26 protein-coding genes are annotated in these 25,312 nt (G+C 42.5%); 21 read left to right on the top strand and 5 right to left on the bottom strand.

What is annotated here, in order from left to right; all coding sequences use genetic code 11:
* Nucleotides 1-13 precede the first annotated feature (13 nt).
* Genes T487_RS0102705 through T487_RS0102695 form a run of 3 tightly spaced genes read left to right on the top strand, consistent with a single transcriptional unit; the run spans nt 14 to nt 3,869 of the window.
* Nucleotides 14-2,113, top strand: a complete 2,100-nt coding sequence (locus T487_RS0102705; protein ID WP_031573722.1) for an ADP-ribosylglycohydrolase family protein — start codon at nt 14-16, stop codon at nt 2,111-2,113.
* On the top strand, nt 2,113-2,886 hold the full coding sequence (locus T487_RS0102700) for an alpha/beta hydrolase (protein ID WP_031573720.1): 774 nt from the start codon (nt 2,113-2,115) through the stop codon (nt 2,884-2,886). Before T487_RS0102705 ends, T487_RS0102700 begins: the two co-directional genes overlap by 1 nt.
* Nucleotides 2,883-3,869 (top strand): ADP-ribosylglycohydrolase family protein, encoded by a 987-nt coding sequence (locus tag T487_RS0102695; RefSeq protein ID WP_031573718.1) that lies wholly within the window; start codon nt 2,883-2,885, stop codon nt 3,867-3,869. The genes T487_RS0102700 and T487_RS0102695 overlap by 4 nt, the downstream gene beginning before the upstream one ends.
* Nucleotides 3,870-4,077: 208 nt before the next feature.
* Here T487_RS0102695 and T487_RS0102690 read toward each other — a convergent pair whose 3' ends face one another.
* Nucleotides 4,078-4,758, bottom strand: a complete 681-nt coding sequence (locus T487_RS0102690; RefSeq protein WP_031573716.1) for a PucR family transcriptional regulator — start codon at nt 4,756-4,758, stop codon at nt 4,078-4,080.
* A 17-nt stretch (nt 4,759-4,775) separates the two neighbouring features.
* Nucleotides 4,776-5,885 carry an ABC transporter ATP-binding protein gene (locus T487_RS0102685; protein WP_031573713.1) on the bottom strand — a complete coding sequence of 370 codons (1,110 nt, stop codon included), beginning with the start codon at nt 5,883-5,885 and terminating at the stop codon, nt 4,776-4,778.
* Between the two features lie 174 nt (nt 5,886-6,059).
* Here T487_RS0102685 and T487_RS0102680 point away from each other — a divergent pair, with 174 nt between their 5' ends.
* Nucleotides 6,060-6,893 carry a PRD domain-containing protein gene (locus tag T487_RS0102680; RefSeq protein ID WP_031573711.1) on the top strand — a complete coding sequence of 278 codons (834 nt, stop codon included), beginning with the start codon at nt 6,060-6,062 and terminating at the stop codon, nt 6,891-6,893.
* The gene (gene nagE / locus T487_RS0102675; protein WP_341349272.1) at nt 6,890-8,353 is read left to right on the top strand and encodes an N-acetylglucosamine-specific PTS transporter subunit IIBC; all 1,464 of its coding nucleotides are present in this window, start codon (nt 6,890-6,892) and stop codon (nt 8,351-8,353) included. Before T487_RS0102680 ends, nagE begins: the two co-directional genes overlap by 4 nt.
* Before the next feature lie 65 nt (nt 8,354-8,418).
* Here nagE and T487_RS0102670 read toward each other — a convergent pair whose 3' ends face one another.
* From T487_RS0102670 to T487_RS0102660, 3 genes are all read right to left on the bottom strand, one after another.
* Nucleotides 8,419-8,814, bottom strand: a complete 396-nt coding sequence (locus T487_RS0102670; RefSeq protein ID WP_031573705.1) for a GNAT family N-acetyltransferase — start codon at nt 8,812-8,814, stop codon at nt 8,419-8,421.
* 17 nt (nt 8,815-8,831) lie between these two features.
* Nucleotides 8,832-9,845 carry a tryptophan--tRNA ligase gene (trpS, locus tag T487_RS0102665; RefSeq protein WP_031573702.1) on the bottom strand — a complete coding sequence of 338 codons (1,014 nt, stop codon included), beginning with the start codon at nt 9,843-9,845 and terminating at the stop codon, nt 8,832-8,834.
* A gap of 142 nt (nt 9,846-9,987) precedes the next feature.
* Nucleotides 9,988-10,149 carry a zinc-ribbon domain-containing protein gene (locus T487_RS0102660; RefSeq protein WP_031573700.1) on the bottom strand — a complete coding sequence of 54 codons (162 nt, stop codon included), beginning with the start codon at nt 10,147-10,149 and terminating at the stop codon, nt 9,988-9,990.
* Nucleotides 10,150-10,502: 353 nt separating this feature from the next.
* Between T487_RS0102660 and T487_RS0102655 the strand changes: the two genes are divergently transcribed.
* The 16 genes from T487_RS0102655 (at nt 10,503) to T487_RS0102580 (ending at nt 25,233) form a co-directional block, all read left to right on the top strand.
* Nucleotides 10,503-10,919, top strand: a complete 417-nt coding sequence (locus T487_RS0102655; protein WP_031573697.1) for a hypothetical protein — start codon at nt 10,503-10,505, stop codon at nt 10,917-10,919.
* A 250-nt stretch (nt 10,920-11,169) separates the two neighbouring features.
* Nucleotides 11,170-11,613 carry an NAD(P)-dependent oxidoreductase gene (locus T487_RS0102650; protein WP_051651449.1) on the top strand — a complete coding sequence of 148 codons (444 nt, stop codon included), beginning with the start codon at nt 11,170-11,172 and terminating at the stop codon, nt 11,611-11,613.
* Nucleotides 11,614-11,957: 344 nt separating this feature from the next.
* Nucleotides 11,958-13,178 carry a tyrosine--tRNA ligase gene (gene tyrS, locus T487_RS0102645; protein ID WP_031573693.1) on the top strand — a complete coding sequence of 407 codons (1,221 nt, stop codon included), beginning with the start codon at nt 11,958-11,960 and terminating at the stop codon, nt 13,176-13,178.
* Complete coding sequence (locus T487_RS0102640) at nt 13,178-13,867, top strand: metallophosphoesterase (RefSeq protein ID WP_031573690.1); 690 nt, start codon at nt 13,178-13,180, stop codon at nt 13,865-13,867. The genes tyrS and T487_RS0102640 overlap by 1 nt, the downstream gene beginning before the upstream one ends.
* 58 nt (nt 13,868-13,925) lie before the next feature.
* Nucleotides 13,926-15,923, top strand: a complete 1,998-nt coding sequence (tkt, locus tag T487_RS0102635) for a transketolase (protein WP_031573688.1) — start codon at nt 13,926-13,928, stop codon at nt 15,921-15,923.
* A gap of 106 nt (nt 15,924-16,029) precedes the next feature.
* Nucleotides 16,030-16,803 carry an SDR family NAD(P)-dependent oxidoreductase gene (locus tag T487_RS0102630; protein ID WP_031573685.1) on the top strand — a complete coding sequence of 258 codons (774 nt, stop codon included), beginning with the start codon at nt 16,030-16,032 and terminating at the stop codon, nt 16,801-16,803.
* Nucleotides 16,804-16,889: 86 nt separating this feature from the next.
* The gene (locus T487_RS0102625; protein ID WP_031573682.1) at nt 16,890-17,678 is read left to right on the top strand and encodes a GTP pyrophosphokinase; all 789 of its coding nucleotides are present in this window, start codon (nt 16,890-16,892) and stop codon (nt 17,676-17,678) included.
* Nucleotides 17,679-18,152: 474 nt separating this feature from the next.
* Nucleotides 18,153-18,704: an RNA polymerase sigma factor gene (locus T487_RS0102620; protein ID WP_031573679.1), complete on the top strand. Its 552-nt coding sequence runs from the start codon at nt 18,153-18,155 to the stop codon at nt 18,702-18,704.
* Nucleotides 18,694-19,422, top strand: a complete 729-nt coding sequence (locus tag T487_RS0102615) for a DUF4367 domain-containing protein (RefSeq protein ID WP_036909038.1) — start codon at nt 18,694-18,696, stop codon at nt 19,420-19,422. Before T487_RS0102620 ends, T487_RS0102615 begins: the two co-directional genes overlap by 11 nt.
* A gap of 98 nt (nt 19,423-19,520) precedes the next feature.
* Entirely contained in the window at nt 19,521-19,955 is a 435-nt protein-coding gene (locus T487_RS0102610) for a hypothetical protein (protein ID WP_031573674.1), read from the top strand.
* Between the two features lie 32 nt (nt 19,956-19,987).
* A complete protein-coding gene (locus T487_RS0102605) occupies nt 19,988-20,701 on the top strand; it encodes a DUF4367 domain-containing protein (RefSeq protein WP_031573672.1) in 714 nt (237 codons plus the stop codon).
* A gap of 78 nt (nt 20,702-20,779) precedes the next feature.
* Nucleotides 20,780-21,238 carry a hypothetical protein gene (locus tag T487_RS0102600; RefSeq protein WP_031573668.1) on the top strand — a complete coding sequence of 153 codons (459 nt, stop codon included), beginning with the start codon at nt 20,780-20,782 and terminating at the stop codon, nt 21,236-21,238.
* A gap of 115 nt (nt 21,239-21,353) precedes the next feature.
* Nucleotides 21,354-21,860: a hypothetical protein gene (locus T487_RS0102595; RefSeq protein WP_031573665.1), complete on the top strand. Its 507-nt coding sequence runs from the start codon at nt 21,354-21,356 to the stop codon at nt 21,858-21,860.
* A 224-nt stretch (nt 21,861-22,084) separates the two neighbouring features.
* A complete protein-coding gene (locus tag T487_RS15280) occupies nt 22,085-22,798 on the top strand; it encodes a DUF4116 domain-containing protein (RefSeq protein WP_051651448.1) in 714 nt (237 codons plus the stop codon).
* A gap of 13 nt (nt 22,799-22,811) precedes the next feature.
* On the top strand, nt 22,812-23,888 hold the full coding sequence (locus tag T487_RS0102585) for an ATP-binding protein (RefSeq protein ID WP_031573663.1): 1,077 nt from the start codon (nt 22,812-22,814) through the stop codon (nt 23,886-23,888).
* Nucleotides 23,875-25,233, top strand: coding sequence for a vWA domain-containing protein (locus tag T487_RS0102580; protein WP_162178210.1), 1,359 nt, complete (start codon nt 23,875-23,877; stop codon nt 25,231-25,233). The genes T487_RS0102585 and T487_RS0102580 overlap by 14 nt, the downstream gene beginning before the upstream one ends.
* Nucleotides 25,234-25,312 lie beyond the last annotated feature (79 nt).

Raw genomic sequence — 25,312 nt, 5'->3', positions numbered from 1 at the left:
GAGAGAAACATTGATGCAAAGAGATTATTTGGAGAAAGTATATGCAGGTTTTCTGGGAATGAATGTCGGAATCCGTTTAGGTGCGCCAGTTGAACCAACAATTTGGACCTATGAACGGATTCAAAGAACATATGGAGACATTACAGACTATGTGAAGGAATTTAAAAACTTCGCAGCAGATGATGATGCCAATGGTCCAGTCTATTTTTTAAGAGCTCTAGATGATGAAGATCTCTCTGAAGGACTTCGACCAAAGCATGTAGGTAATGCATGGCTGAACTACGCAAGAGAAGGAATCGGTATGTTTTGGTGGGGAGGCTATGGAGTTAGTACGGAGCATACAGCGTATCTCAATCTGCTCCGCGGCATTGAAGCGCCAATGTCGGGCTCAAAGATGCAAAACGGGAAAGTAGTGGCTGATCAGATTGGAGGGCAAATCTTTATTGATACCTGGGGGCTTATATCTCCAAATGATCCGAAACAAGCAGCTGACTTTGCGGAAGCCGCAGCTAGAGTATCTCATGATGATGAGGGGGTTTACGGAGCAAGGTTTATGGCAGCCTGCATTGCAGCTGCATTTTCTGAAAGTAATCCTATGAAAATCATTGAAATTGGATTAAGAGAGATTCCTGAAGACTCCAAATATTATGAGGTGACCAAGAATGTGATTTTCTACTACCAGAACTATCCAGAAGATTGGAGAAGCTGCATGAAATATCTTCATGAGGAATGGGGCTATGACAAGTATCCAGGGGTTTGTCATATCATACCGAATGCAGGAGTCTGCATTCTTTCACTGCTATATGGAGAAGGTGATTTCAATAGAACAGTAGAGATTGCCACAATGTGCGGTTGGGATACAGACTGTAATGCTGGAAATGTTGGTACAATTATGGGTGTTGCTGTGGGAATAGAGGGAATCAAGAAAAATTACCTGAAACCAATCAATGATTTTATTGCACTATCAGGGATTTCAGGATACCTGAATATATTGGACGTGCCCAGTTACGCTAAGAAGGTAGCAACCTTAGCCTATCAGATGACGGGGGAGTCAGCGCCAGAAGAACTTCTTATGAACTTTAGTGAGAAGGAACTTATTTTTGATTTTGAGTTACCAGGATCCACCCATAATTTCAGAGTTTCAGATCCGTTTTATTGTAGTGTATACAATACAGAAGAGCAGGCTTTTAGCGGAAAGAGATCACTTGGAGTCCTTTTTGATCGGATGGTTCGAGGCAAAAAGAGCAAGGTTTTCATTAAACCTTATTACAGAAGAGAAGATTTCAGTGATGAACGTTATATGCCTGTGTTCAGTCCGAAAGCTTATCCAGGTCAACATGTCAGCCTGATGCTGAACTTGGACAGATGGAATGGCGAAAGCATGTATATATCCACCTATATCAGAAATACAAGAACAAAAGAAGAGGTCATTCTTGAAAGCAGAGTAGTAGCTGAGAAAGGGTGGAAGGAATGGTCATTTGTTATCCCAGACTTAGGAGGAGATATGATTGACGAAATAGGTCTTATTGTCGAAGGCAATTCGCCAGACAAATACAAGGATCTCGGAGTACTTTATATTGATGACTTCAAAGTGGAAGGCAAAGCAAAATATTCCATCGATATCTCTCGCCAGAAAAAAGAGTTCTCTTCCATCACACCATTCTCCCATAACCATGGTGCCTGGGAGATTGAAGGTGAGTATATGTCCTGTATGTGTCTTGATCATGCGGAAGCCATGACAGGAAATTATTTTATGGAAGACTACAAGGTATGTGGAATCGTAATTCCAGTACATGGAGAGAGCCATCTCATCAGCGCACGTGTTCAAGGTGCTATGAAGGGATATTATGCAGGCTTCACTTCAGAAAACAAAGTAAGCATTTTGAAAAATGAATTTGGTTTACAGAATCTCATTTCTGTGGACTATGCATGGGAACTTGGTAAAGAGTATAAGTTTTCATTTGATGTTCAAGGGTATTTACTGAAATTCTACATTAATGGAGAAAAAATTGCAGAAGTATCAGATGACAGTTATGCTTATGGAATGACAGGGTATGCAAAGTACGGCCTTGGAAGAAGTCTGTTCGGCAATCTGTCTGTAGAGGAATCCTGATGCCGAAGATTACACTGGAGTTTGAATCAAATACTCTTGGTTTGCCTCAGACCATACATGTTCATATTCCGAAGAAAAGGTTGACATACCTCAAAGAATCATCTCGCAACGAGAAAGTCTTATTTCTTTTACACGGTAAGTCTGGAAGCGGTGATACTTTTTATGATTATACTGATGTAGTAGAACTGTCAAATAAAAGCAATGTTGTTTTAATCATGCCAAGTATGCAAAATAGCTATTATACGAATATGGCATATGGGGAGGCATATTTTGACTATTTGACAAATGAGCTCCCTAAGATTTTAAAAGCCTTGATATCGTTAGATTTGTCAGAAACGGAGAATTATGTCTTAGGATATTCTATGGGCGGGTATGGTGCGATAAAATGGGGACTCACGGAGCCTGAATTGTTCTCAGGCATAGCCTCTTTGTCTGGAAGTTTACGTACTCTTCAAGATACTCAGGAAAAAATAATGAAGGAACAGCGTAAAGATCTGCTTCTCGCATTCGGACATCATGTTTTGGATCGTCCCGAGGATGACATCTATAATCTAGCGGAAGAAGCTCAGAGAAGAAGCGTGGCTCTACCGGGAATCTATATATACTGTGGCAGGAATGATGGACTAATAACTGTGAACCGGAAATTTCATGATTTTCTAAGCATGAATCAAATAGAACATAATTATATTGAGGATGAAGGAGTTCATGACTTTACTGACTGGAATATACAAATCAGAAACTATATTGAATGGATAATAAGGAGTAGAAAATGAAAAGTAAATCAGAATTAATCGAAAACAAAGAATTATTGCTGGATAAGGCATATGGCACTCTTTCTGGATTAGCTGTGGGAGATTCATTTGGAGATGCAGCAAGAAGCCCTGAGAATCAGTTTGCATATGGAATCACCACAGACTTCAAAGAAGGTGCATCATGGAGCACAGATGATACAGAATTTGGATTACTGACTGCAAAAATTCTTATTGATACAAAAGGGAATCCTACTTCTGGTGATGTAGTAGACGCTTGGCTTAAACATGTAGCAGGTCAAGATGAATTTCCTCGTGGTGGTGCAAGTGAAATTGAAGGAGTCCGAAATGTAAAAAGGGGAATCCTTCCTCCATACTCAGGCATGTACAATGCGTACTCTCACAGTGATGGCAGTGCAATGCGAATTGCGCCCATCGGTATTATTTGTGCGGGAGAACCAGAAAAAGCAATCGCTTTAGCTGAGGTAGATGCCTCCATCAGCCATTACAGAGAAGGAATCTGGGGGGCACAAGCTGTAGCTGCTGCTGTTTCAGTAGCCATGGTGGATGGAACTATAGATGAGATTATTGAAGCGGCTAAAGCTGCTGTTCCGGAAGACTCCTGGATGAGATATACCATTGAAAAAGTGCTGTCACTGATTAAGGAGAATGGAAACAACCCTCTGATGGCTTGGATGCCAATACATGATGCGTTATGGACCAGCTACAAAGCGGCGGCTCCTGAAGCTGTAGCGAGCGCTCTAGCAGTAGTAAAGCTGTTCGGAGATGATTTCAAAATGGGAGTAATCGCGGCGGGTAACTTTGGACGGGATGCGGATACTATTGGAGCGATTGTTGGTGGTATCTTAGGTGCAAAATATGGAGCGACAGCAATTCCTGAAAAATGGTTGGAAAAGACAAGATATCCTTCAGGAACCTGTCTGGCATTTACAAAGGGATTAGATATTAAAGAAATGAGCGACCAGCTTGCGTCTTTGATTAAGTAAAGTATACTGAATCATAAGGTCAAAACAGCTACTTTTATGAGTGGCTGTTTTGATTTTTCTGAACTGTTGTCATGATAAGATAGATAATTAATGTAAAAGATAAAAGAAAAGTGGTTGTTATAGTAATAATACAAATGAAAAAGGAAAAGCATCAGATTTCCTGGAGGGGAAAAATCCGATGCTTTTCTGTATGATTCAATATATAAGATTATACGAAGTAGGATAGGGTCAGAAGCTGCAGAGCTTCCTGAAAGTTCCGGATATCCAGACCTGTGATCTGATGGATTTTCTGAATCCGATAGGTCAGGGTGTTCCGGTGGATAAAGAGCACTTTTGAAGTCCTGCTCATGGAAAGACTTTCTTCGATGAAGGTCTTCACCGTAAGGCGAAGCTCATAGGAGAGTTTTTCATAGGAAGATCTTTTCGTTTCCAGAAACTTAGAAAGCTCCTCTTTCGAAATCTGTTCCAGAATTCTTACGAGAAAGAGATCCTCCACTGCATAAAGGGAACCTTTAAGATCCGACTGGACAATGCTTCTGGAAGTGTCCTGCAGTTCTGAGATTCTCTCTAAGAGGGAGCCGGTACATGGATTTCGATAGTAGAGCACTGTATGGTTTTTATAGAAATTCTCTGTTAGAGCAGTGGAAAGTCCACTGGCAATTTTAAAAGCATCTTTAACCGGCGCCATAACGATCACATGATTTTCCATCAGTAGGAGATAATGATCTGAGCCCAAATAAGCCGTAAGAAACTCATAAAGTTCTGTGAGGTTTTCTGTGGATGAAAGGATGGGGCAGAAGGAAGTTTTTGGCACTTCCTTCTGCAGGTCCTCTATTTTGTTATTGAGCTTCATTTTCTCCGAAGTGGAGGAAAGAGAGTATGTGGTCATGGCAGCGCTCCCCATTGTTAGAATATGGTTTCTTCCGTTTCTTTATCAAACACGTGAATCTTTTCCCCGTTGAAGGCAAGCTTCACTACCTGGTTTGGCTTCACACTGCTGTTTCCGTTGACACGGATGGTGATGTTATCCAGTTTGTTGGTCAGGTATACATAGGACTCTGCGCCCATGATTTCAGTAACTTCAGCCTTGGCATCAAAGGACGGAGTGCCCCATTTTTCAATCTGTTCCTGTTCGTAGCTGATGTTTTCAGGACGAACACCGATGACTACTTCTTTGCCTTCCATCTTTCTTTCAGTGAGCTTCTTGGCCTGATCTTTGGAGACAGGGATTCTTACAGTATCATAAGCAAGAAGTGTCTCTCCACCTTCAGAAACTACTGTGGCTGGAAGGAAGTTGATCTGTGGGGAACCAATGAAACCTGCAACAAACATATTGGCAGGATTGTCATAGATGTTTTGAGGTGTGTCCACCTGCTGAATGAGTCCATCTTTCATGACAACGATTCTGGTACCCATGGTCATAGCCTCCGTCTGGTCATGGGTTACATAGATAAAAGTAGTCTGCAGCTTCTGATGAAGCTTGGAAATTTCTGTTCTCATCTGGACTCTGAGCTTCGCATCAAGGTTTGAAAGCGGCTCATCCATGAGGAAGACATTCGGATCTCTTACAATGGCACGTCCCAGGGCCACTCTTTGTCTCTGTCCGCCAGAAAGAGCTTTGGGCTTTCTTGCAAGAAGATGCTCAATATCAAGAATCTTTGCGGCTTCTCTTACTTTTTCGTCTATATCTTTTTTGGACATTTTTCTCAGTTTCAGTCCGAAGGCCATATTGTCATAAACACTCATATGAGGATAGAGCGCATAGTTCTGGAACACCATGGCGATGTCTCTGTCCTTGGGGTCCACATCATTGATGACGCGTTCACCGATCATAATGGTACCATCTGAGATTTCTTCAAGTCCTGCAATCATTCGAAGTGTAGTGGACTTACCGCAGCCTGAAGGACCGACAAAGATGATGAACTCCTTATCTTCTATTGTAAGGTTAAAATCCTTAACTGCAACCACATCTCCGGGATATTTCTTCCAAACATTTTTTAATTCTAAACTAGCCAATTGCTTCAGCTCCTTTCAACATACTCTTATCTTACGTGTTTCATGGAAAGGATTCCATTGACAAAATGCACAAACTTTTTGCACCATTTGAATTTTTGAGCAGTGCCTTTCCACTAGGAAAAAACTGGAAGAACTACTATAATAGAGAGTATAGTGTTCCATGGGAGGTTGTAGATGAGGATAATCAAGATATTCAATAACAATATCGTTGCAACCCGGTCTGAGAACGGAGAGGAAATGATCCTCACAGGTGCAGGTATCGGATTCCAGAAAAAACTGGGGGATCTGGTTTCAAAAGACCGCATCGAGAAGGTGTATGAGGTCCGGGAGGATGGGAAAGATAGACTCTATAGGCTTTTTGGGGATACGCCCATGGAGCTTATTGACGCTGCCCAGAAGATCCGGGACAGGGCCAAAGATGTCCTGGGGATTCAGATGACAATGCAGGCTTTGATAGGGATGATTGATCACATCACCTACGCAGTGGAACGAAAAAAAAGCGGGCTGGAGATACCGAATCTTATGCTGCATGAAATCAAGAGTCTGTATCCTGAAGAGTTTCAGGTAGGCCTTGAAGGGCTCCAGTTCATAAAGGATGCCACTGGGGTTCTTCTATCAGAACATGAAGCTGGTTATGTGACCATGCATATGGTGAATGCTTCACTCGGAGAGAACAAGGAAAGCATATCCAAGATATTTCTCTTCACCAGCGGTGTTGTGGACATCATTGAAGATATTTTTGATATTGATTTTGACGAGGATGAGATCTCGCTGGCAAGGCTCAACTCTCATCTGAAATTTCTAGCAAAAAGAATTCTATTAAAGCAACCCAGTACAGAGGATCAGGTGGAAGAATTCTACGAGATGTTCATGAAAAAAGATAAGCGTTATAAGGCTGTAGAAAAGAAAATCAAGACGTTTGTCTACAAGAACTTTCATCATGAGGTGACCTTGCAGGAGATGGTCTACCTCATGGTGCATATCAATAAGGCCATCAGCTCAAGATGATGCATTTTCATGCACTAAGAAAAAGAATGCTACTGCTTTTCCAAAGACTTGGGAAGGCGCTGATGCTCCCGGTATCCGTTCTTCCTGCGGCGGCCATTTTGATTGGTATCGGGTACTGGATGGATCCACTGGGGTTCGGAGATGGTTTTCTATTCTCTAGAATCCTGGTCCAGGTAGGACTTATTATTTTAGACCATGTGCCCATTCTCTTTGCAGTGGGTGTCTCTCTTGGCATGGCTAAGGAGAGAGATGGATCGGCGGCACTTTCTGGACTTCTAGGATATCTTGTGCTTACAAGAGTGCTCTCTACAGAGTCTGTGGCACAGTATCAGCAGATTCCTGTTTTGGAAGTCAGCGAGGCCTTCTCAAGGATCGGCAATCAGTTTACGGGAATCCTTTCAGGGCTTGTTGGCGCATATATGTTCAATCGTTTCAGCACGCTGCAGCTCCCTTCTGGTCTGAACTTCTTTGGTGGAAAGCGTTTTGTGCCTATCATAAGCGCTCTGTCCATGGTTTTTGTAAGTCTGCCTCTGTATTACATCTGGCCCCTTCTATATGAAGGGCTTATTGTATTTGGCACAAGAATCAGTGCCTTAGGTCCTTTGGGGGCGGGAATCTATGGATTCCTCAACAGACTGCTCATTCCACTGGGACTCCATCATCCCTTAAATTCTGTCTTCTGGTTTGATGTCATCGGCATCAACGATATTGGAAACTTCTGGCAGGGAATTGGCGAATATGGAAAGACAGGGCAGTACCTGGCAGGTTTTTTCCCCATCATGATGTTTGGACTTCCCGGCGCAGCCCTTGCCATGGGAAAATCTGCCATGAAAGGGCAGAAACGTAAAACCCGCTCCTTCATGGGCACTGCGGCAGTAGCCTCTTTTCTTACCGGAATCACAGAACCGTTGGAGTTTTCGTTCATGTTTGTTGCTCCACCTCTTTATGTGCTTCATGCTTTTCTTACAGGGGTATCTCTTTATCTTACCGCCCAGTTTCAGTGGATTGCCGGATTCAGTTTCAGTGCAGGTCTGACGGATTTTCTTCTCAGTTTAAGGATGCCTATGTCAAAGAATATGGGAATGCTTCTGATTCTTGGGATCCTCATGTTTTTTCTCTACTACTTTTCTTTTTCTTTTGCCATAGAGAGGTTTCAGCTATTAACGCCAGGACGGGAACCGAAGAAAATGAAAAAAGAAGAGGAAAGCACTCTTTATTCCAGAAACTATAAGAAGCTGGCCAAGACCATATTAAAGGCCAGTGGAGGGCAGGAGAACATTCTTCAGGTGGATGCATGCATTACTAGGCTTCGCCTGGATGTTATGGATGAGAAAAAAGTCAGCGACAAGCGCCTTCGAAGCATGGGGGCCATGGCAGTTCTGAAGCAGGAGGGCCATGTGCAGGTGATTATTGGTCCCGAAGTGCATTTTATTCTAGAGGAGCTGAAACAGCTGCTGTAGATCTGTAATAAGGAATGGAAAAGGCATCAGAGCCAATAAAACTCTGATGCCTTATTTGATTTGATTCATTTTCCGCTTTGCTTTTCATAGTTCCTGTGCATCATCCCTAAAGTTTTCTTCATACCCATGCTTTCATAAAATGGACGAAGATCCTCATCACAGGAGAGATCAATCATATAGAACTCTGAGAGCTCACGGAGAGTTCTTTTCATAAGTTCTTTTCCGATTCCTTGGTTTCTGTATGTAGGAAGCACTTCTAGCAGGGGAATATAGCAGCTGAGCACACCATCGCTGATGACATTCACAAATCCGACAATGGCAGTTCCATCCAAGGCTACCAGAGAAAGGTAGCTTTTTTCAAGAAGTTCTCTATGTTTTTCTTTACTCGGCGGATTGGGCCATCCTTCAAAAAATCCATCCGGAAGATCATAAGTATTTGCGTACTTCTCATAAGTGATCATTATGAGCTCCTCATCTTCTACAGGCGTACTGGGGGAAGGAGACCTACTTTCTTCTGCATCTTTCTTAAAGTCTTTATGGCATGGTAGTTCGCTTTCATAGCCCCTTCACCATAAATCTTCTCCAGCTTCTCTTTCTCGGATAGAAGTTCATTGGCTTTCTCCTGTACAGGTTTCAGTTCTTCAATGATGGTATCGGCCACATACTCTTTGAACTCTTTATATCCCTTTCCTTCGAAAAGTTTCACCACTTCATCCGGCTTGATTCCTTTTATCGCAGAGACGATGTTGATCAGATTTTTAACGCCAGGCTGATCATCGGTGTAATTGACAACGCCTACAGAGTCTGTGACAGCTCTTGCAATCTTTCTTCTGATGACTTCAGGTTTGTCCAAGACAAGAATATAGGAGTTTTCGTTGTCATCTGATTTGGACATCTTCTTTTCCGGATCCTGAAGATCCATGATCTTCGCAGCGCTTTCTGAGATTTTTGCTTCGGGCAGTACGAAAGTATCGCTGTAATTAGAATTGAATCTCTGAGCGATATCTCTAGCAAGCTCCACATGCTGCTTCTGGTCGATGCCTACGGGCACAAAATCCGTATTGTAAATCAGAATATCTGCAGCCATGAGTACTGGATAGTTAAAAAGTCCTGCAGAGATGGATGTGTTTTCTTTCAGTTTTGCTGTTTTGTCTTTGTACTGGGTCATTCGGGACAGTTCCCCCATATTTGCCGTACAGGTCAAGAGCCAGGATGCCTCGGAATGTGCTGGAACATGAGACTGCACAAAGAGGGTGCTTTTTTCGTAATCCAGGCCGGAGGCAATATAGATGGCCAGAATCTCCAGAACTCTTTTACGAAGGAGTTTTGGCTCCTGCTTTACTGTGATGGCATGAAGGTCTGCGATGCAGTAATAACACTCATAGTCGTCCTGAAATCTGATCCAGTTCTTTATAGCACCTAGATAATTTCCAAGGGTGATCTCCCCAGAAGGCTTGATTGCACTGAATACAATTTTCTTTTTCTCTTCCATATGTCGTCCTCCAAAACTTCTCAGTTATATTTACCAAGAGGTGATGCTCATTCTATGAAGAGCGTTCTTGGCATTCTTTTATCTATTATATCTTTTTTGCACAAAAAAAGGTAGTTACATTGTAACTACCTTTCCTTGAAGACTATCTTCTGGAGTTCATCTTTTCGTTCTTTCTTGCTCTTCTGCAGTCAGGACATCTAACTGGTTCGTTTTCGAATCCCTTTTCCTTGTAGAATTCCTGCTCACCAACGGTGAATGTGAATTCGTTTCCGCAGTCTCTGCAAATGATTTTCTTGTCTTCCATGTTTTTTCCTCCTTAGCAACAGTATTTCTTGGAACTTCTGAGGCTAAGGCCTGGAATACTAAGAAAAGTACTGTGTCTAAATATTATTACCTTACGGCAACTTTATTATATCAGATAATTCCCACAATGTGAACGGGATAAAGTGAAAAAAATGCCGAATGATAAAATATCATTACCATATTTTAGGCGGTATTCGATTTCTTCTCATAACATTGATGGCAGAAGGGAGAAAATAGGGCAAAACCATCAATGGAATGGGAGTTTTCTGTTTGACTAAATTTTCGGATAATTATATAATGGAGTCATAGTTAAAGGTTTTCAAGTAAACCTAATATTCAAAGGGAGTGATTGACATGATACAGGTAATTTATGGCAAGAGAGGATCCGGAAAAAGCAAAAAGATGGTGTCTCTTGCCAATGAACAAGCCAAAACAGCCAAAGGCAATGTTGTTTTTGTAGATGACGATTCCCGTGCCATCCATGAACTGGACAGGGACATCCGTTTCATCAACGCCGACGAATACGCACTCACAGATTACAGGTCAATCTATGGATTCCTCTGTGGAATCATCGCCACCAATTATGATGTCACCACGATTTTTGTGGATGGACTGCTGAATGGTATGGACAAAAAAAGTGAAAGCTCTGATAAGATCTTTGAAAAACTCCAGGAATTCTCCGAAGCGCATGAAATTGATCTTTATATTGCAATGCATGATGAAGGGGAACTGGCAGTTTCTGAACTTGAAAAATATAAGGTGTTAAGTTAGCCTTTTTTGAAAGCTCCAATTTTGTTGGAGCTTTTTGTGCATTCTTCATAACTGTGTTGTCAGGGGGGAGTCTTTTTGGACTTCCTCCTTGTTTTTTCCAGCTGTGCAGGAGGACCAAGTAGTGCGTCTGTTACTCCAAGCAGAAAGTTTAAAGACTTTTTTGCACAATACGATAAGCCATGAGATATACTTATATACAGAAAGAAGATAGTGAGAAACTCAGTCACAAATAGGAATCAGGGAGGGTAAAATGAATATATTTTTATTAGGCGCCACAGGACAAACTGGATCCATATTTATGAAAATGGCTAAAGAGACGGTCATTACAAAAATGACTGAAATCATCATCAAAAGTATGAATGAAAACCACATCAGTCGAATTGTCACGATATCTACAGCAGGCATACATGATGAGTTCTCGTTTGTCATGAACTTCATTGTAAAGTCCTTCCTCAAGCATGCAATCCATGACCATAGATTAGCAGCAGATGCGATTATTTCCAGTGGATTAGAATATACGATTGCAAGACCGCTGGCGCTGACAAAAGGACCATTGACTGAGGTGTACAGGAAGACGCCCAAAGGAGTTCCCCGTGGGGGAAAAGAAATCTCCAGGCAAGATCTTGCCCATTTTCTGTTAAGTGTCATCGAAAATGACGAGTTCAAGAATGAAACGGTAGGATTAGCTTACTAGGAAAGCGATTTTATGCAATCGTGGTACAGTTCTGATTGAAGAGAAATACTGTATACATCCCAAAGATCCGGAGAGAGTATGTGAATCTGCCTATGGCTATGTCCTGGAGCATATAGTGGAAGTTATCTTGTGCGATTCATACAAGCAAATTATTCCAGAAACTGTTCATAGCTTCTCAAGGCAATGTTTGCTGGACTTTTTGGTAAACACTTCGGGTGTTCTTTGGGACTATGGTATCGAAACGGTGCTCATTTTCTCCTGAGTCCACTAATTATGGGAACCTTGAAAATTGAGCAAATAGGCACTATACTAAAGTGTAGTATAAATCGTCAGGAGTTGTAAAAATGAGTGTATTTGATGAATTGCAAAGAAGAGGATATATCAAGCAGCTGACCCATGAGGATGAAATCAAGAAAGCCCTCGAGGAAGAAAAAGTCACCTTCTATATTGGCTTTGACCCTACAGCAGACAGTCTTCATGTAGGACACTTCATTGCGATGATGTTTATGGCCCATATGCAAAGAGCTGGACATAAGCCCATTGCTCTGGTAGGTGGTGGAACTGCCATGATTGGGGATCCATCCGGTAAAACAGATATGAGATCCATGCTGTCCAGAGAAGATATTGAGAAGAATATTGTGGGCATCAAGAAGCAGATGGAGAAATTCATTGATTTCACTGATGACAAAGCTCTGCTTCTAAACAACGCAGACTGGCTCATGAATCTTAATTATGTGGAGTTCCTAAGAGACATCGGCGTTCATTTCTCCGTAAACAACATGCTTCGTGCCGAAAGCATCAAGCAGAGACTGGAAAAGGGACTGTCTTTTCTGGAGTTCAACTATATGCTGATGCAAGGATATGATTTCCTGTATCTTAATCAGAACCATGGCTGCACCATGCAGCTGGGGGGAGACGACCAGTGGTCCAACATGCTGGCAGGTATTGATCTTGTGAGAAGAAAAGAAAGAAAAACCGCCTATGCCATGACCTGTACTCTTCTGACAAACTCTGAAGGCCAGAAGATGGGTAAAACCGTAAATGGTGCATTATGGCTGAATCCGGAGAAAACACCAGTCTATGATTTCTATCAGTACTGGAGAAATGTGGATGACCGGGATGTGGTGAAGTGCCTGAAGCTTCTCACCTTTGTGGACATCAATGAGATCGAGCGTATCGAAGCTTTCGAAGGACAGGACATCAATGAAGCCAAGAAGCTTCTTGCCTACGAAGTGACCAAGCTCGTTCATGGAGAAGAGGAAGCAGACAAGGCAAAGAGCGCTGCAGAAGCTCTTTTTGGTGGTGGAACAGACCTTACCAATGTGCCTACCATTAAAATTACCAAATCAGATCTTGAGAAAACCCTTCTGGAAAATCTCCTTGCAGGTGGAGTATTCCCATCCAAAGCAGAAGGAAGACGGAACATGGAACAAGGTGGCGTGTCCATCGATGAAGAGAAGATCACAGATCTTCAGCATAAACTGAAGGAAGAGGATTTCAAGGAAGATTATGTCCTGGTCAAGAAGGGCAAAAAGAAAATCTACAGAGTCCTCCTGGTAGGCTAATGGCCCTATATGCCATCTCCGACCTGCACCTTTCCTTAAGTGGAGACAAGCCAATGGATGTCTTTTCAGAGGAATGGAAAAATCATGATATGAGAATCCGGGAAAACTGGCTGAAGAAAGTCAAAGAAGAGGATACAGTCCTTCTTGCAGGAGATCTCTCCTGGTCCATGAAACTTCAGGGTGGTAAAGAAGAACTGGATTTTGTGGCAGGTCTTCCTGGCAGAAAGATCATCATCAAGGGAAATCATGACTACTGGTGGGGCAGCATCACGAAGCTCAACAGTATGTATGACAATATGGATTTCATCCAGAACAACTTCTTTTCCTATGAAGACTATGCCATCTGTGGTACACGCGGATGGGTGATTCCAGGGAGCAGTCTGTTCAAAGAAGAAGATGAGAAAATATTCAGAAGAGAGGTCCTGCGCCTGAAAATGTCTCTGGACGCCGCAAAGAAAAAGGGGTTCCAGAAGTTCATCGTTATGATTCATTATCCGCCAGTGAATGAAACTTTTAAAGATTCTGAGTTCACCGATATTTTTGAGGAGTACGGCGTGGAAAAAGTCATCTATGGACATCTTCATGGAAAATCTCTTCAGAGGGTCATGACAGGAGAAAGAAAAGGGGTAGAATATATCCTCACATCCTGTGACTACATCGGCTTTGATCCGGTGCTTATTAAAACGTAACACAAGAACATGGTGCGTTGAAAAATAGAAACGCACCAATAAATATTTGGAGGTTGACATGTACAACAATAATGATGCCTTAACCATCAATGCCATCCGTGCGCTGTCTATTGACGCCATCGAGAAAGCAAACTCCGGACATCCGGGACTTCCCCTGGGAGCAGCTCCATTTGCTTATGTCCTTTGGGCAAAGAACATGATGCATAACCCTAAAAATCCTACCTGGTTCAACAGAGACCGTTTTGTGCTCTCTGCAGGCCACGGATCCGCTCTCCTGTATTCCATGCTGCATATGGCTGGATACGGACTTTCCATGGAAGAACTGAAGAATTTCAGACAATGGGGATCCAAGACACCAGGACATCCTGAGTATGGTCACACTGTAGGCGTAGAAGCCACCACAGGACCACTGGGTCAGGGAATCGGTATGGCTGTAGGTATGGCCATGGCAGAAAGCCATCTGGCAGCAAAGTACAACAGAGACGGCTATGATGTCGTAAATCACTACACCTACGCTCTTTGCGGAGATGGAGATCTGATGGAAGGGGTTTCTCATGAAGCTTCTTCTCTGGCAGCGCACCTGAAGCTCGGCAGACTGATTCTTCTTTATGATTCCAATGACATCTCTTTGGATGGAGATCTTCACAAGTCATTCTCAGAAAGTGTCAAAGAACGATATGAAGCATACGGATGGCATTATCTGAGAGTAGACGATGCCAACAATCTCGAGGCTGTGGATGAAGCCATCAAGGAAGCAAAGAAGGTAGAAGACAAGCCTACCATCATTGAAATCAAATCCATCATTGGTATGGGAGCACCAAATCAGGGAACTTCTAAGGTTCATGGCGCACCACTTGGAAAAGAAGGAGTCAAGATCACTAAGGAATTCTTCCAGTACAATCATGAGGAGTTCACTGTACCACAGGAAGCCTACGACACTTTCCAGGGACACATCGAAGAGTATGGCGTAGCTGGAAACAAGGTTTGGGATGAACTGTTTGAAGGATATAAGAATGCTTATCCAGAACTTGCAAAAGAACTGGAGGATGCCATTTCCGGAAAGCTTCCAGAGGACTTTACAACAGATCTTCCATCCTATGCCGCAGGCAAGGGTGTAGCTACAAGAAATGCTTCTGGTGAAGCCATCAACTACTTTGCAAAGAAGCTTCCAAGCCTCTTTGGCGGATCAGCGGATCTTGCTGGATCCAACAAAACAACCATCAATGGAGCAGGAGATTTCTCTGCAGAAAACAGAAGCGGAAGAAACATCTGGTTTGGTGTCAGAGAGTTTGCCATGGGAACCATGATGAACGGTATGCATCTTCATGGAGGACTTCGCGTCTTTGGTGGAACCTTCTTCGTGTTCTCAGATTATGTGAGACCTGCAGTAAGACTTTCTGCGCTGATGGGACTGCCTGTCGTCTATGTGTTTACTCACGACAGTGTTGCTGTTGGAGAAGACGGACCTACCCACGAGCCTATCGAGCATCTGCCATCTTTCAGAGCTATGCCGAACCTTACCGTACTAAGACCTGCAGATGGAAATGAAACCTATGCAGCCTGGAAAGTAGCGCTGGAATCAGAAAGTACACCAACAATCCTGGCACTGTCCAGACAGAACCTCACCACCATGCCACTTCCTATGGAAGAAGTGGTGGAAGGTGTGAAGAGAGGTGCGTATATCGCTTCTCCATCTGAGAAGGAAGTCAGCGACGTACTTCTGATCGCTACAGGATCTGAAGTGCCCCTGGCTTACGAAGCCCAGCAGGAGCTGAAGAAAGAAGGCATTGATGCTGCTGTAGTTTCTATGCCGTCTTGGGATCTCTTTGAGAAGCAGGACAAGGCTTATAAGGAAAAAGTCCTGAATCCTTCTGTGAAGAAGAGACTGGCCATGGAACTATCCAATCCATTAGGATGGGAAAGATATGTGGGAGATGAAGGAAAGATACTTGGTATTGACACCTTTGGTGCTTCCGCACCTGGAGAACTGGTCATGGAGAAGTTTGGATTCAATGTGCCAAATGTGGTATCCATGGTAAAAGACCTCCTGAAATAAGAAAAATTACTACTGCCTGGAAGATTATTTTCCAGGCAGTATTTTTGTGTAATTTGTAAGGTTTGAGAAGTATAATAAAGAAAAATACCTGAGGAGGAGAGTTACTATGGAAGGATATGCATTAATCACAGGGGCCACATCGGGGATTGGGCTGGAGCTTGCACTGAACTTTGCAAGAGACGGCATCCATCTGGTGCTGGTGGCAAGGACCAAGGAAAAGCTGGAGGAAATCAAGACGCGCATCGAAAGTGAGTATGGCGTGAAAGTTTTGATACTATCGAAAGATCTCACGCATGAGGCTGCTCCGCTGGAAATATATGAAGAGCTGGAAATAGAAGGAATACAGGTGGATTATCTGGTGAACAACGCAGGTTTTGGCACCTTTGGACGACTGAAAGATACAGATCTTGAGACGGAGAAGGATCTGGTGAAACTCAATGTGCTTTCTCTTTTGGAGATGAACAAACGCTTTGTGCCTGCCATGGCAGAAAGAGGATTTGGCTATGTGATGAATGTGGCATCTCTTGCAGCCTTTATGCCGGGCCCGGTCATGGCCAATTACTATGCATCCAAGGCCTATGTGCTCAGTCTTTCCGAAGCCATGCACGAAGAGTTGAAGCCCTATGGCATAAAAGTCAGCGCGCTGTGCCCCGGACCTGTAAAGACAGGCTTTCAGGAAAGAGCACAGATGAAGAAGACCGATGCGGCCATGGCATTTCTTATGGAAGCCAAAAAGGTGGCGGACGTGGGTTATCTTGGCATGTGGAGAGGGAAAGCTGTGGTGGTGCCTGGCACCTTTGAGAAAGCAGTCCCAGTTCTCGTAAAGCTGTTGCCAAGGTCTCTCATCCGTAAAGCGTCCTTTCTTTCACAAAAAGAGTAATTCTTTGCCGTTAATTTGCTATAATGGAAAGAGATACTGAGAAAACCCAGTGTATGGATTTTGGAGATATGTGAGAGGTGTGTTTCATGGCCAGTAAAGATTGGAAAACATTTTTGATTCCCTATGAACAGGCAGTGGAGGAGCTCAAAGTGAAGCTTCGGGCCATTCGTACAGAATACCGCAGAAAAAATGATTATTCTCCCATTGAGTTTATTACGGGCCGTGTGAAGGAGGTTTCCTCCATGCTGGAGAAAGCCAACAAGTTCGGGATTCCCCATGACCGTCTTGCAGAGGAGCTGGAAGACATCGCAGGAATCCGTATCATGGTGCAGTTTGTGGATGACATTGAAACAGTGGTGCAGCTGCTTCGTGGTAGAAGCGATATGCGGATTCTTTATGAGAAGGACTATATCACCAATGTGAAGCCCAGTGGATACCGAAGTTATCATATGATCATCGAGTATCCCGTCAATATGGCATCCGGAGTGGTAAATGTCATCGGAGAAATCCAGATCAGAACCCTTGCGATGAACTTCTGGGCGGTGACAGAACATAGTCTGAACTACAAGTATAAGCAAAGCATTCCGGAACATATCAAAATCAAACTGAAAGCGGCAGCAGAATCCGCCTATCAGCTGGATGAGACCATGCTGGACATCAAAGACGAAATCAAGGATGCCCAGAAGCTCTTTGAAGTGAAGTCCGCTTTAGTATCCAGAATTATGAATGATATTCTCTTTCTCATGTCCATGGGGAAGATTCAGGAAGCATCCAGATTCCAGAGTCAGCTGAATAAGCTCATAGAGTATGGAGATGTGTCAGACCTCAATCAGCTCCATCAAATGGTGAAGAAAGAAATCAACCGGTTTAAATAAGAAGTATGAAAAGTGCAGGAAATCTTAGCCTGCACTTTTTTGTTACAGATGCACCAGAAAAGTAAAATATGAAACTGGTGATTTTTCAGTGTGTTTTTTAAAAATCAGTAATAATCTGGATTTGAACAGATTTCTTGAAAATAAGTGTAACAAAAGGGCCCCTATTTTTGTTTATATAGTAAAGGGGTGGCTTTGATGTATGACAAATTTGAAGTGCTGGGATTGTTTTTAGGGAGTGTAGCAGGCTTTTTATAAGAAGAATGAAAATCCAAGTGAATAGTCTAAGAAAGGACTTCTATTGGTGTATGTAATAAGTTTCAATAGAGTGAGTACAAAAATCCAAGATGAAGCAGATGGAAAATTATAGATTCATTGATGTAAACAGAACATTGGCATATAATGAGAAGGTGATATTTCTATATTCTCTTATGAACTTCTGACTAACACGAGAAGCGGCAATGAGGTGTTTATATTTTGCTATTTTTATCTGTCATCGAAAATCAAGCGGTACGCAATCGGTTGGAAAGTATCTATATACGGTATGCCAAAGAACTGATCTTTATTTCACATGGAATTCTTCAGGATTATCATGAGGCGGAAGATATTGTGCAGACGGCTATGATTAAAGTATCGGACTATATCGACGAAACAACAGATGCTGAATCTAAAAGCATCAGAGGTCTTCTTGTGATCATCGTCAGAAGGCTTTCTTATGATGTGTATAATCAGAGAAAACGGAGAAATGAAAGCAATGTGGATGATTTTAGGGATACCCTTGGTGATGTGCATACGGCAAGTCCAGAACTGAACATCCTGAAAATGGAAGACAGAAGGTATGTGGCAGATCTCATGGCGAAAATCAATGAAAGCTACATGGACATTCTGACGCTGAAATATATCTATGAATACTCAGATAAAGAGATTGGAGAGCTTCTCAATATGACAGAGGGAAATGTTAGGACAAAGCTCTCTCGTGCAAGAAAAGCCTGTCAGAAAATCATTGGAGGTGATGACAGTGAAGAGTAAAAAGAATCAAGGACATAAAGCGCTGGACACTCTACAGGATGCTACTTATAAAGCCATAGCGGAAGCGCATCTTATGAACATCACAGAAGACTTGGACAGAAAGAAAGATCAGATTGAAGCCATCGAAATCAGTCAGGCCATGAAGGACTGGGCTGTGAAGCTTGAGACCAGTTCTAAAAGAAAAAAGAAAAGGAACAGATTCACTTCCAGTAAAGCAGCCATCTTTCTCCTGGTCCTTTTGGGAGGATTTGCCATCACCACCTTGTCAGTGGAAGCACAGAGATATAAACTCTTTGAGTATGTGGTGGAAATGAAAGAGACGGCTATGAGAGTCTACAGGACCGATGAGATGACTCAGTTCCAAGATCCTCTATTTGAGTTTGACAACTATGATTATCCAACGCTTCTGCCCAAAGGCTACACGCTGAAGGAGTACTCTAAAGACTACGATATCGTGAATATGATTTTTACAAAGGGCGAGGAAAGAATCATTTTCTATCAGTTTGACACCGCAGGGGACTTCACCTTCAATACAGAAGGCGCTGTGGTGAAAGAGGTGATGGTGGGAGAGTACTCTGGTTTTCTGATCACCAACGGCAAGAAGAACCAACTCTATTGGCAGAATGATGAGAAAGAATATACAGTCAGAGGCACCATTACTCAGAAAGAGATTATGAGATTTGCAGAGAGCTTGAAAAGAACAGAGAAACGAAACTGACAAATGATCAATATTTATAAAATAATTTAAAAAATAATTTAAAAAAAGTGTAACGAAACACCCCCCTTCACCGTTTATATAGTGAAGGGGGTGTTTTCATGAAGAGAATCTTCAGGTGGATGGTGGTTTTAACAATCATTCTTTGGAGCGTACAAAGCAAAAGTCTACCTGCTGTAGGAACTGAGACACACATGGTCTTAGATGAGAATGTCATCGGTGTTCAGTATCTCTATATTGAAACATACCGGGATCATTTTGAAATTTCAAGCACGGGTGCAGCATCCTGCACGACCATTGCCTCAGGAGACAATGTGGATGCTCTTCATGTCTACGGTTCACTTCAGAAGGAGATCAGTGGACAATGGATCTCCATAGGGAGCTGGAGCAAGAAAGTGAATGGTACAGAAGCAAAGATTACAAATACAGTGACGGTTGGACCAGGGAAGTATCGCTATAAATCATCAGTGTATCTATATAGAAATGGCATGCTGGTTGAGCAGGATGATAAAGCAAGCAATCCGATCAGCTACTAAGGTTGTACAAATAAAATGGGGAGAGGATGAGGATGAAATCTTTTGAAAAGAGAGAGCCTGAAGAAATCTTCAGACTGCTTGGAGAAGCTCATCTTTTTAATCTCCTGGAAGCTTTGGACCAGTCTCAGGACCGGATTCTAAAGATGGAATATCCCACTGATTTCCATCTTTGGTTTGATCAGAAGAAGAGGAGCTGCAAGAAGAAGCAAAGAATGAGACCCTATATGTTTGGAACAAGAAAAGCAGCCATGTTCTTTGTACTTGTATTAGGCGCCATGTCTATGATGACTTTGAGTGTAGATGGAGTAAGGACTAAGGTCTATGAATTTGTCACAGAGGTTCAGGAAAGATATACAAGATTTCAGAGAGTGGACATCAGTGGAGGCAAGAGAGAGGACTTAAAAGTTCCCTCAGGATATTACTTTCCAAAGGAACTGCCGGAAGGTTACGTATTTCAGAAGTTTACGGAGTACACAGATATGGCGCTCTTCAAATACACCAATGGAGAAGAAGAGATCTCAATGCTCCAAGCAAGTACTGTAGGGGATTACAATCTTGATACGGAGAATGCCATAGTGAAGGAAGTGGACATTGGAGAAAACAAAGGGTTTCTTGTTCTAAAAGGGAGAAGAAGCATGCTTCTATGGCACAACAATGAAATGGAATTTTTGATCAGAGGCTTTATCAGTGAAGAAGAGATCATGAAGATGGCAGAGAGTCTGGTTTTCCGAAAAAAAGAGGAGTAAGCGGATGTCTGAAAAGGAGTCACCCTGATGTGTCCAAAAAGGATGCAAAGGAAAAGGATCTAAGGAAGGGAGTAAGAGATGAGAAAAGTAAAACTGAGCGTACTAATTCTGTCACCAGTACTGATCGGATTTATATTTAATATGCTGGTGCAATACATACCATCTCTTGGCTATCCAGCGCCCTTGATTCTGATGGCTTTTTGGTTTTATGCAGGAGGAGTTTTTGCACAGGAGAATCTGGATGAAGTCAAAAGCATCGTTGGTGCGAATCTCCTTGGCGTACTTTCACTTGCACTGTTCTGCTCACAGCATATGCCCTTTGGAATGGGCAGAAAGCTCGCCATGAGGTTTATGTACTCACCACTTATTAGTGCACCGTTCAGTTTTTTCACGGGAAGAGTCGGGTTTTTATTTGAAGCTACTTCTCATCAGGTGACCTCGGTGACATCAATGGTGATGCAAGGAGCCGCACTGCTTGTCATGATCCTCATCTTTGTTGGAGGATTTTATTACCAAAAACATAAGATACAAAGATAAATGAGAGAAATAAACCGAAAAAATAATAGATTAAAAATTATATAATTAAGTATTGACTTTTAAATAATATAAATATACAATGTATTTATGATTAACATATATAAGGAGGCAATAAATGAGTAAGCAGGTAAAAATCGGATTCTATTTGATGATTTTTGCTGCGGTAGCTTTATGGATACTGAACCAGTTGCCTTTCTGGAAAAATGTCAACATAGAAGTCCCTGCAGAGGTTTACAGACAGGGCATTAAGATAGAAGAGACCCATGTGAAAATGGAAGGAAGGAAAAGCTGTTATTTGTTTCAGAAAGAGGACAGATTTGAGGGAAAATTAGAAATCCCTGCTTTAGATCTGAGCATGGAAAGTGAAACACGAATCTACTCTTCTGTTTTTCATGAAAAAATATATACAGTTCAAAGTACCAATTTCAGGCCGGAAATGAAAACCGAATGGTTCTTTGTTCTGGCTGATGAAAAGAGACAAGAGTTCTGTTTTATTGGACAGGATGGGACCTTTGTATCTTCTTCTAAGGAGATTTATGATGCTTTTTCACCGCATGTGTATTTTTGTGGTGAAGGGATAGGTTTTGTTAATCTCGAGAATATTAAGTTTTCAACCTACTAATCACGCATAGAGGGGAAAAGAGCTGAGAGGCTCTTTTTTTCATGTTGTCACTGAGAAAAAAAACTTGTGGCTCCAGTGGACTGTCATAAAACAATGAGTTCATTAGGGGGATTTATTAGATTATGCCACACGTTCTGAGATAGAATGACACTTCTTCTTTGATTTCACAAAATTTAATAGTATAATGGTCGGTAGAGAAAAAATAAAGAAATGATGTGAGTTAAATGGAACTGGATAAAGATTTAGAACTAGTTAAAAGAAATGGAAATGAAATCAGACACATGGTGAATCCTTCCTTTGATGTGATGATGGAGGCTGTAAGAAAAACTCCTTCAGCCATACAGCATATCAAAAATCCTCCTGTAGCTGTTATGGTCACAGCCGTACTTGGCGGATGGAATAGTCTGCGGTTTATAAAGGATGCGCCTTATGAAGTGCAGCTTGCTGCGGTGAGGAATAAAGGATGGGCCATCCAGTACGTGAAGGATCAGAATCTTGAGCTTCAGCTGGAAGCTGTAAAAAGGGACTTTGATGCCATACAGTACATAAAAGAGCCATCCTGCGAAGTACAGGTAGAAGCGGTGAAGAGCTTTTGGAGCGCCATCAAATATGTGAAAAAGCCGTGTCTGGATGCTAAGGTTCTCGCCGTAGGAAAAAGTGAGCAAGCCATCACCTATGTCAGTGACTATACTGAGGAAGAGCTTCGTCTTTACTTGTCTGCCAATGTGAAAATCGTGAAGTATATTTATGATTCACTGGACGTTTCGATGCTTTATGAGGTTCTTGAGGAGAAGTTCATGTCAGAGGATGTGTCTGAGTCTTACATCAGAGACTTCATGGAGCTTCAGATCCTTGATATCAATAAGGTCAACTTCATCAGAGATCACGGATCCCGAGTGACAAAGCAGAAACTCATGGACTATGTACTGAGCAGATAGGAGAGTAGTATTAATGAATTATAAAGAAACATTAGAAGCTGTGGAACTGGCTCTGCTGAGCAAGTCCGTTCCTCTGATCATCGGAGAAAGCGGAATCGGAAAGACTTCTCTTCTCAAGGATTTCTCCAAGAAGCATGACTTGTATCTTGTGAATATCGATGCCAATCTCTTGAAAGAAGGGGAAATAGGCGGACTGCCCATGGTGGTGGCAGGGAAGACTTACTATGCAACCCATCATAAACTCATGGAGATCGACACCTGGCTGCAGAACAATCCAGGTAAAGTGATGCTATTTATAGATGAGATCAACCGCTGTGACCATAGTGTCCAGCAGGAGCTTATGAATCTCATCCTGAACCGTGAGATCAACGGATATAAACTCTCAGACAGGGTGCTTGTAGCTGCGGCCATGAACCCTACAAACAAAATGGACGACTACCGGGACACCGACTATCAGGTGGTGGATATGGACCCTGCCCAGGAAGACCGCTTCATCTGGTTCCATATGGACTCAGACCCGAAAGAGTGGATCCGATGGGGAATGGAAGATGGAGAAATACACGAGCAAGTGCTGCAGTTTATTTCCAATTTCCGGGAATATCTCAGCTACAGCAGTGAAGAAGAATATATCAAGGCGACACCGAGAAGCTGGGAAAGAGTTTCCAATGCGTTGAAGGTGTTTGAAAAAAGAAATTACGACAATAAGACTTTATACCATCTGGTGAAGGGAAATGTGGGCACTAAGCTTGCTCAGGAGTTCATGACTTTCCTGGAAGACAACAAGAACCCTCTCATTTCCACAGAGGATCTCTATGAGATGGACGTGTTGTCCCAGTTTGTCCGGGATGAGATTGGTCAGGCAAGTCACTCCAGACTGTATATTCTGTCCAAGAACATGATTCTGAAGCTCCGGGATCATATGACCCCAAAACATGCAGACAGATTCTCTGAAGTGCTGAATCTGATGCCCAAGGATCTTCGCATCTCTGTGATGAAAGAGCTGAAGAGCGATTATCCGGATGTGTACCCTATCCTCCTAAACTCAGATTTATTTATTGAAGGGTTCTTTGATTGCTATGGTAGATCTTAATTTCAACAAAGAGTTCCAAGAGAAAGATGAGCTCATGGAAAAGAAAAGAGTGCTTCTTTTGGACTTGAAAGCCTATATGGAAGAGGGCACTTTAAGAAAGGGCTTCAGCAAAGACTTTTTTTCTTATCTCAATGAACTGTCCTTTCGGATGCTTAATGGCGGAGAAGATTACTATGCCCTTTTCATGGGGGATACCTATAGAGAAATAGATTTCAATCTTCCGTTTCCTACAGCCAGTGTGCTGAGGGGGAGTAAAATACAGTTCCTTTTCAATCCGCAGATTTTTCTGCAGCTGGAGGAGCGGGAAGCAGTGGCCATGATCAAACATGAGATTCTTCATATACTTCTCAAGCATCACGGCAGAGAGAAAGCACTGAAGAATAAGTTCAGAAAACTCGCCATCAACCTGGCCATGGACATTTCCGTGAATCAGTACATCAATCATCTGCCGGCGTTTGTGGAACGCATCAATTCTGTGAATATGAGATTTGACCTGAATCTGAAGACCAATGAAACATTGGAGTATTATACTGAGGAGATTCATCAAGCCATCATGGAGCATCCCAAAGAAGCGAAAGAACTTCTTGAAAAAGACCAGGTGAACTATGAGGAAGTCCATGACCGATGGGTAGAATCAGAGGATGAGGACAGCGATGAAGTAAAAGACAAGCTGAAATCAACGCTGCTTTTAGCCAGCAGAAATGGTGTCCCGGATGAGATTTTAAGGATTGTCAAAGATCAGCTGAAAGGTGAAGTGCCTTGGACGCAGGTTATCCGAAAAGCCATCAGGACCTTGCCTAAAGGAAAGAAGAAAACAGTCACAAGGGTCAACCGGAGACAGCCAGAACGGATGGACCTTCGTGGAGAACTCCGAAACCATGTGCCGGATATCACCGTGGCCATTGATATTTCTGGAAGTATTGATGACAAGTCCATGACAGACTTTTTAAAAGAAATCCTGGCACTCTCCAGAGCATACAGTGAGACCATCAGAATCATCGAATGTGACAATGAAGTGAGAAGAGACTACATCATAAGAAATCTGAAAGATATGAAGCCTCTACTGAAAAGAAGAGGAGGCACGAAGTTCTCGCCGGTATTTTCCTATCTGAAAGAAGAGAATCTAAGAAATACACTTCTTATTTATTTCACCGATGGATTAGGAGAATCAAAGCTTGAACTGAGACCCTACCACCATAAAACCATTTGGGTGGTCAAAGGAGACAAACTGTCTCTAAAGGAGCCTTATGGTGAAGTGGTGAAAATTAAAAGCCATAAAGAAGAAGGTGATGCGGTCTATGGACTCCAGGTGATGCGTGCGCTTCTTCACGACTGGGCAAGATAAATCATCATCAGAATAAAATAAAAGCGAATGAAGCAATTTAAAAGAGCCCCATGAAGGATACATTCCTTCATGGGGCTCT

It is taken from the genome of Proteiniclasticum ruminis DSM 24773, assembly GCF_000701905.1.
Classification (GTDB): Bacteria; Bacillota; Clostridia; order Clostridiales; family Clostridiaceae; genus Proteiniclasticum; species Proteiniclasticum ruminis.
This window is presented reverse-complemented; position numbering and strand designations above follow the sequence as displayed.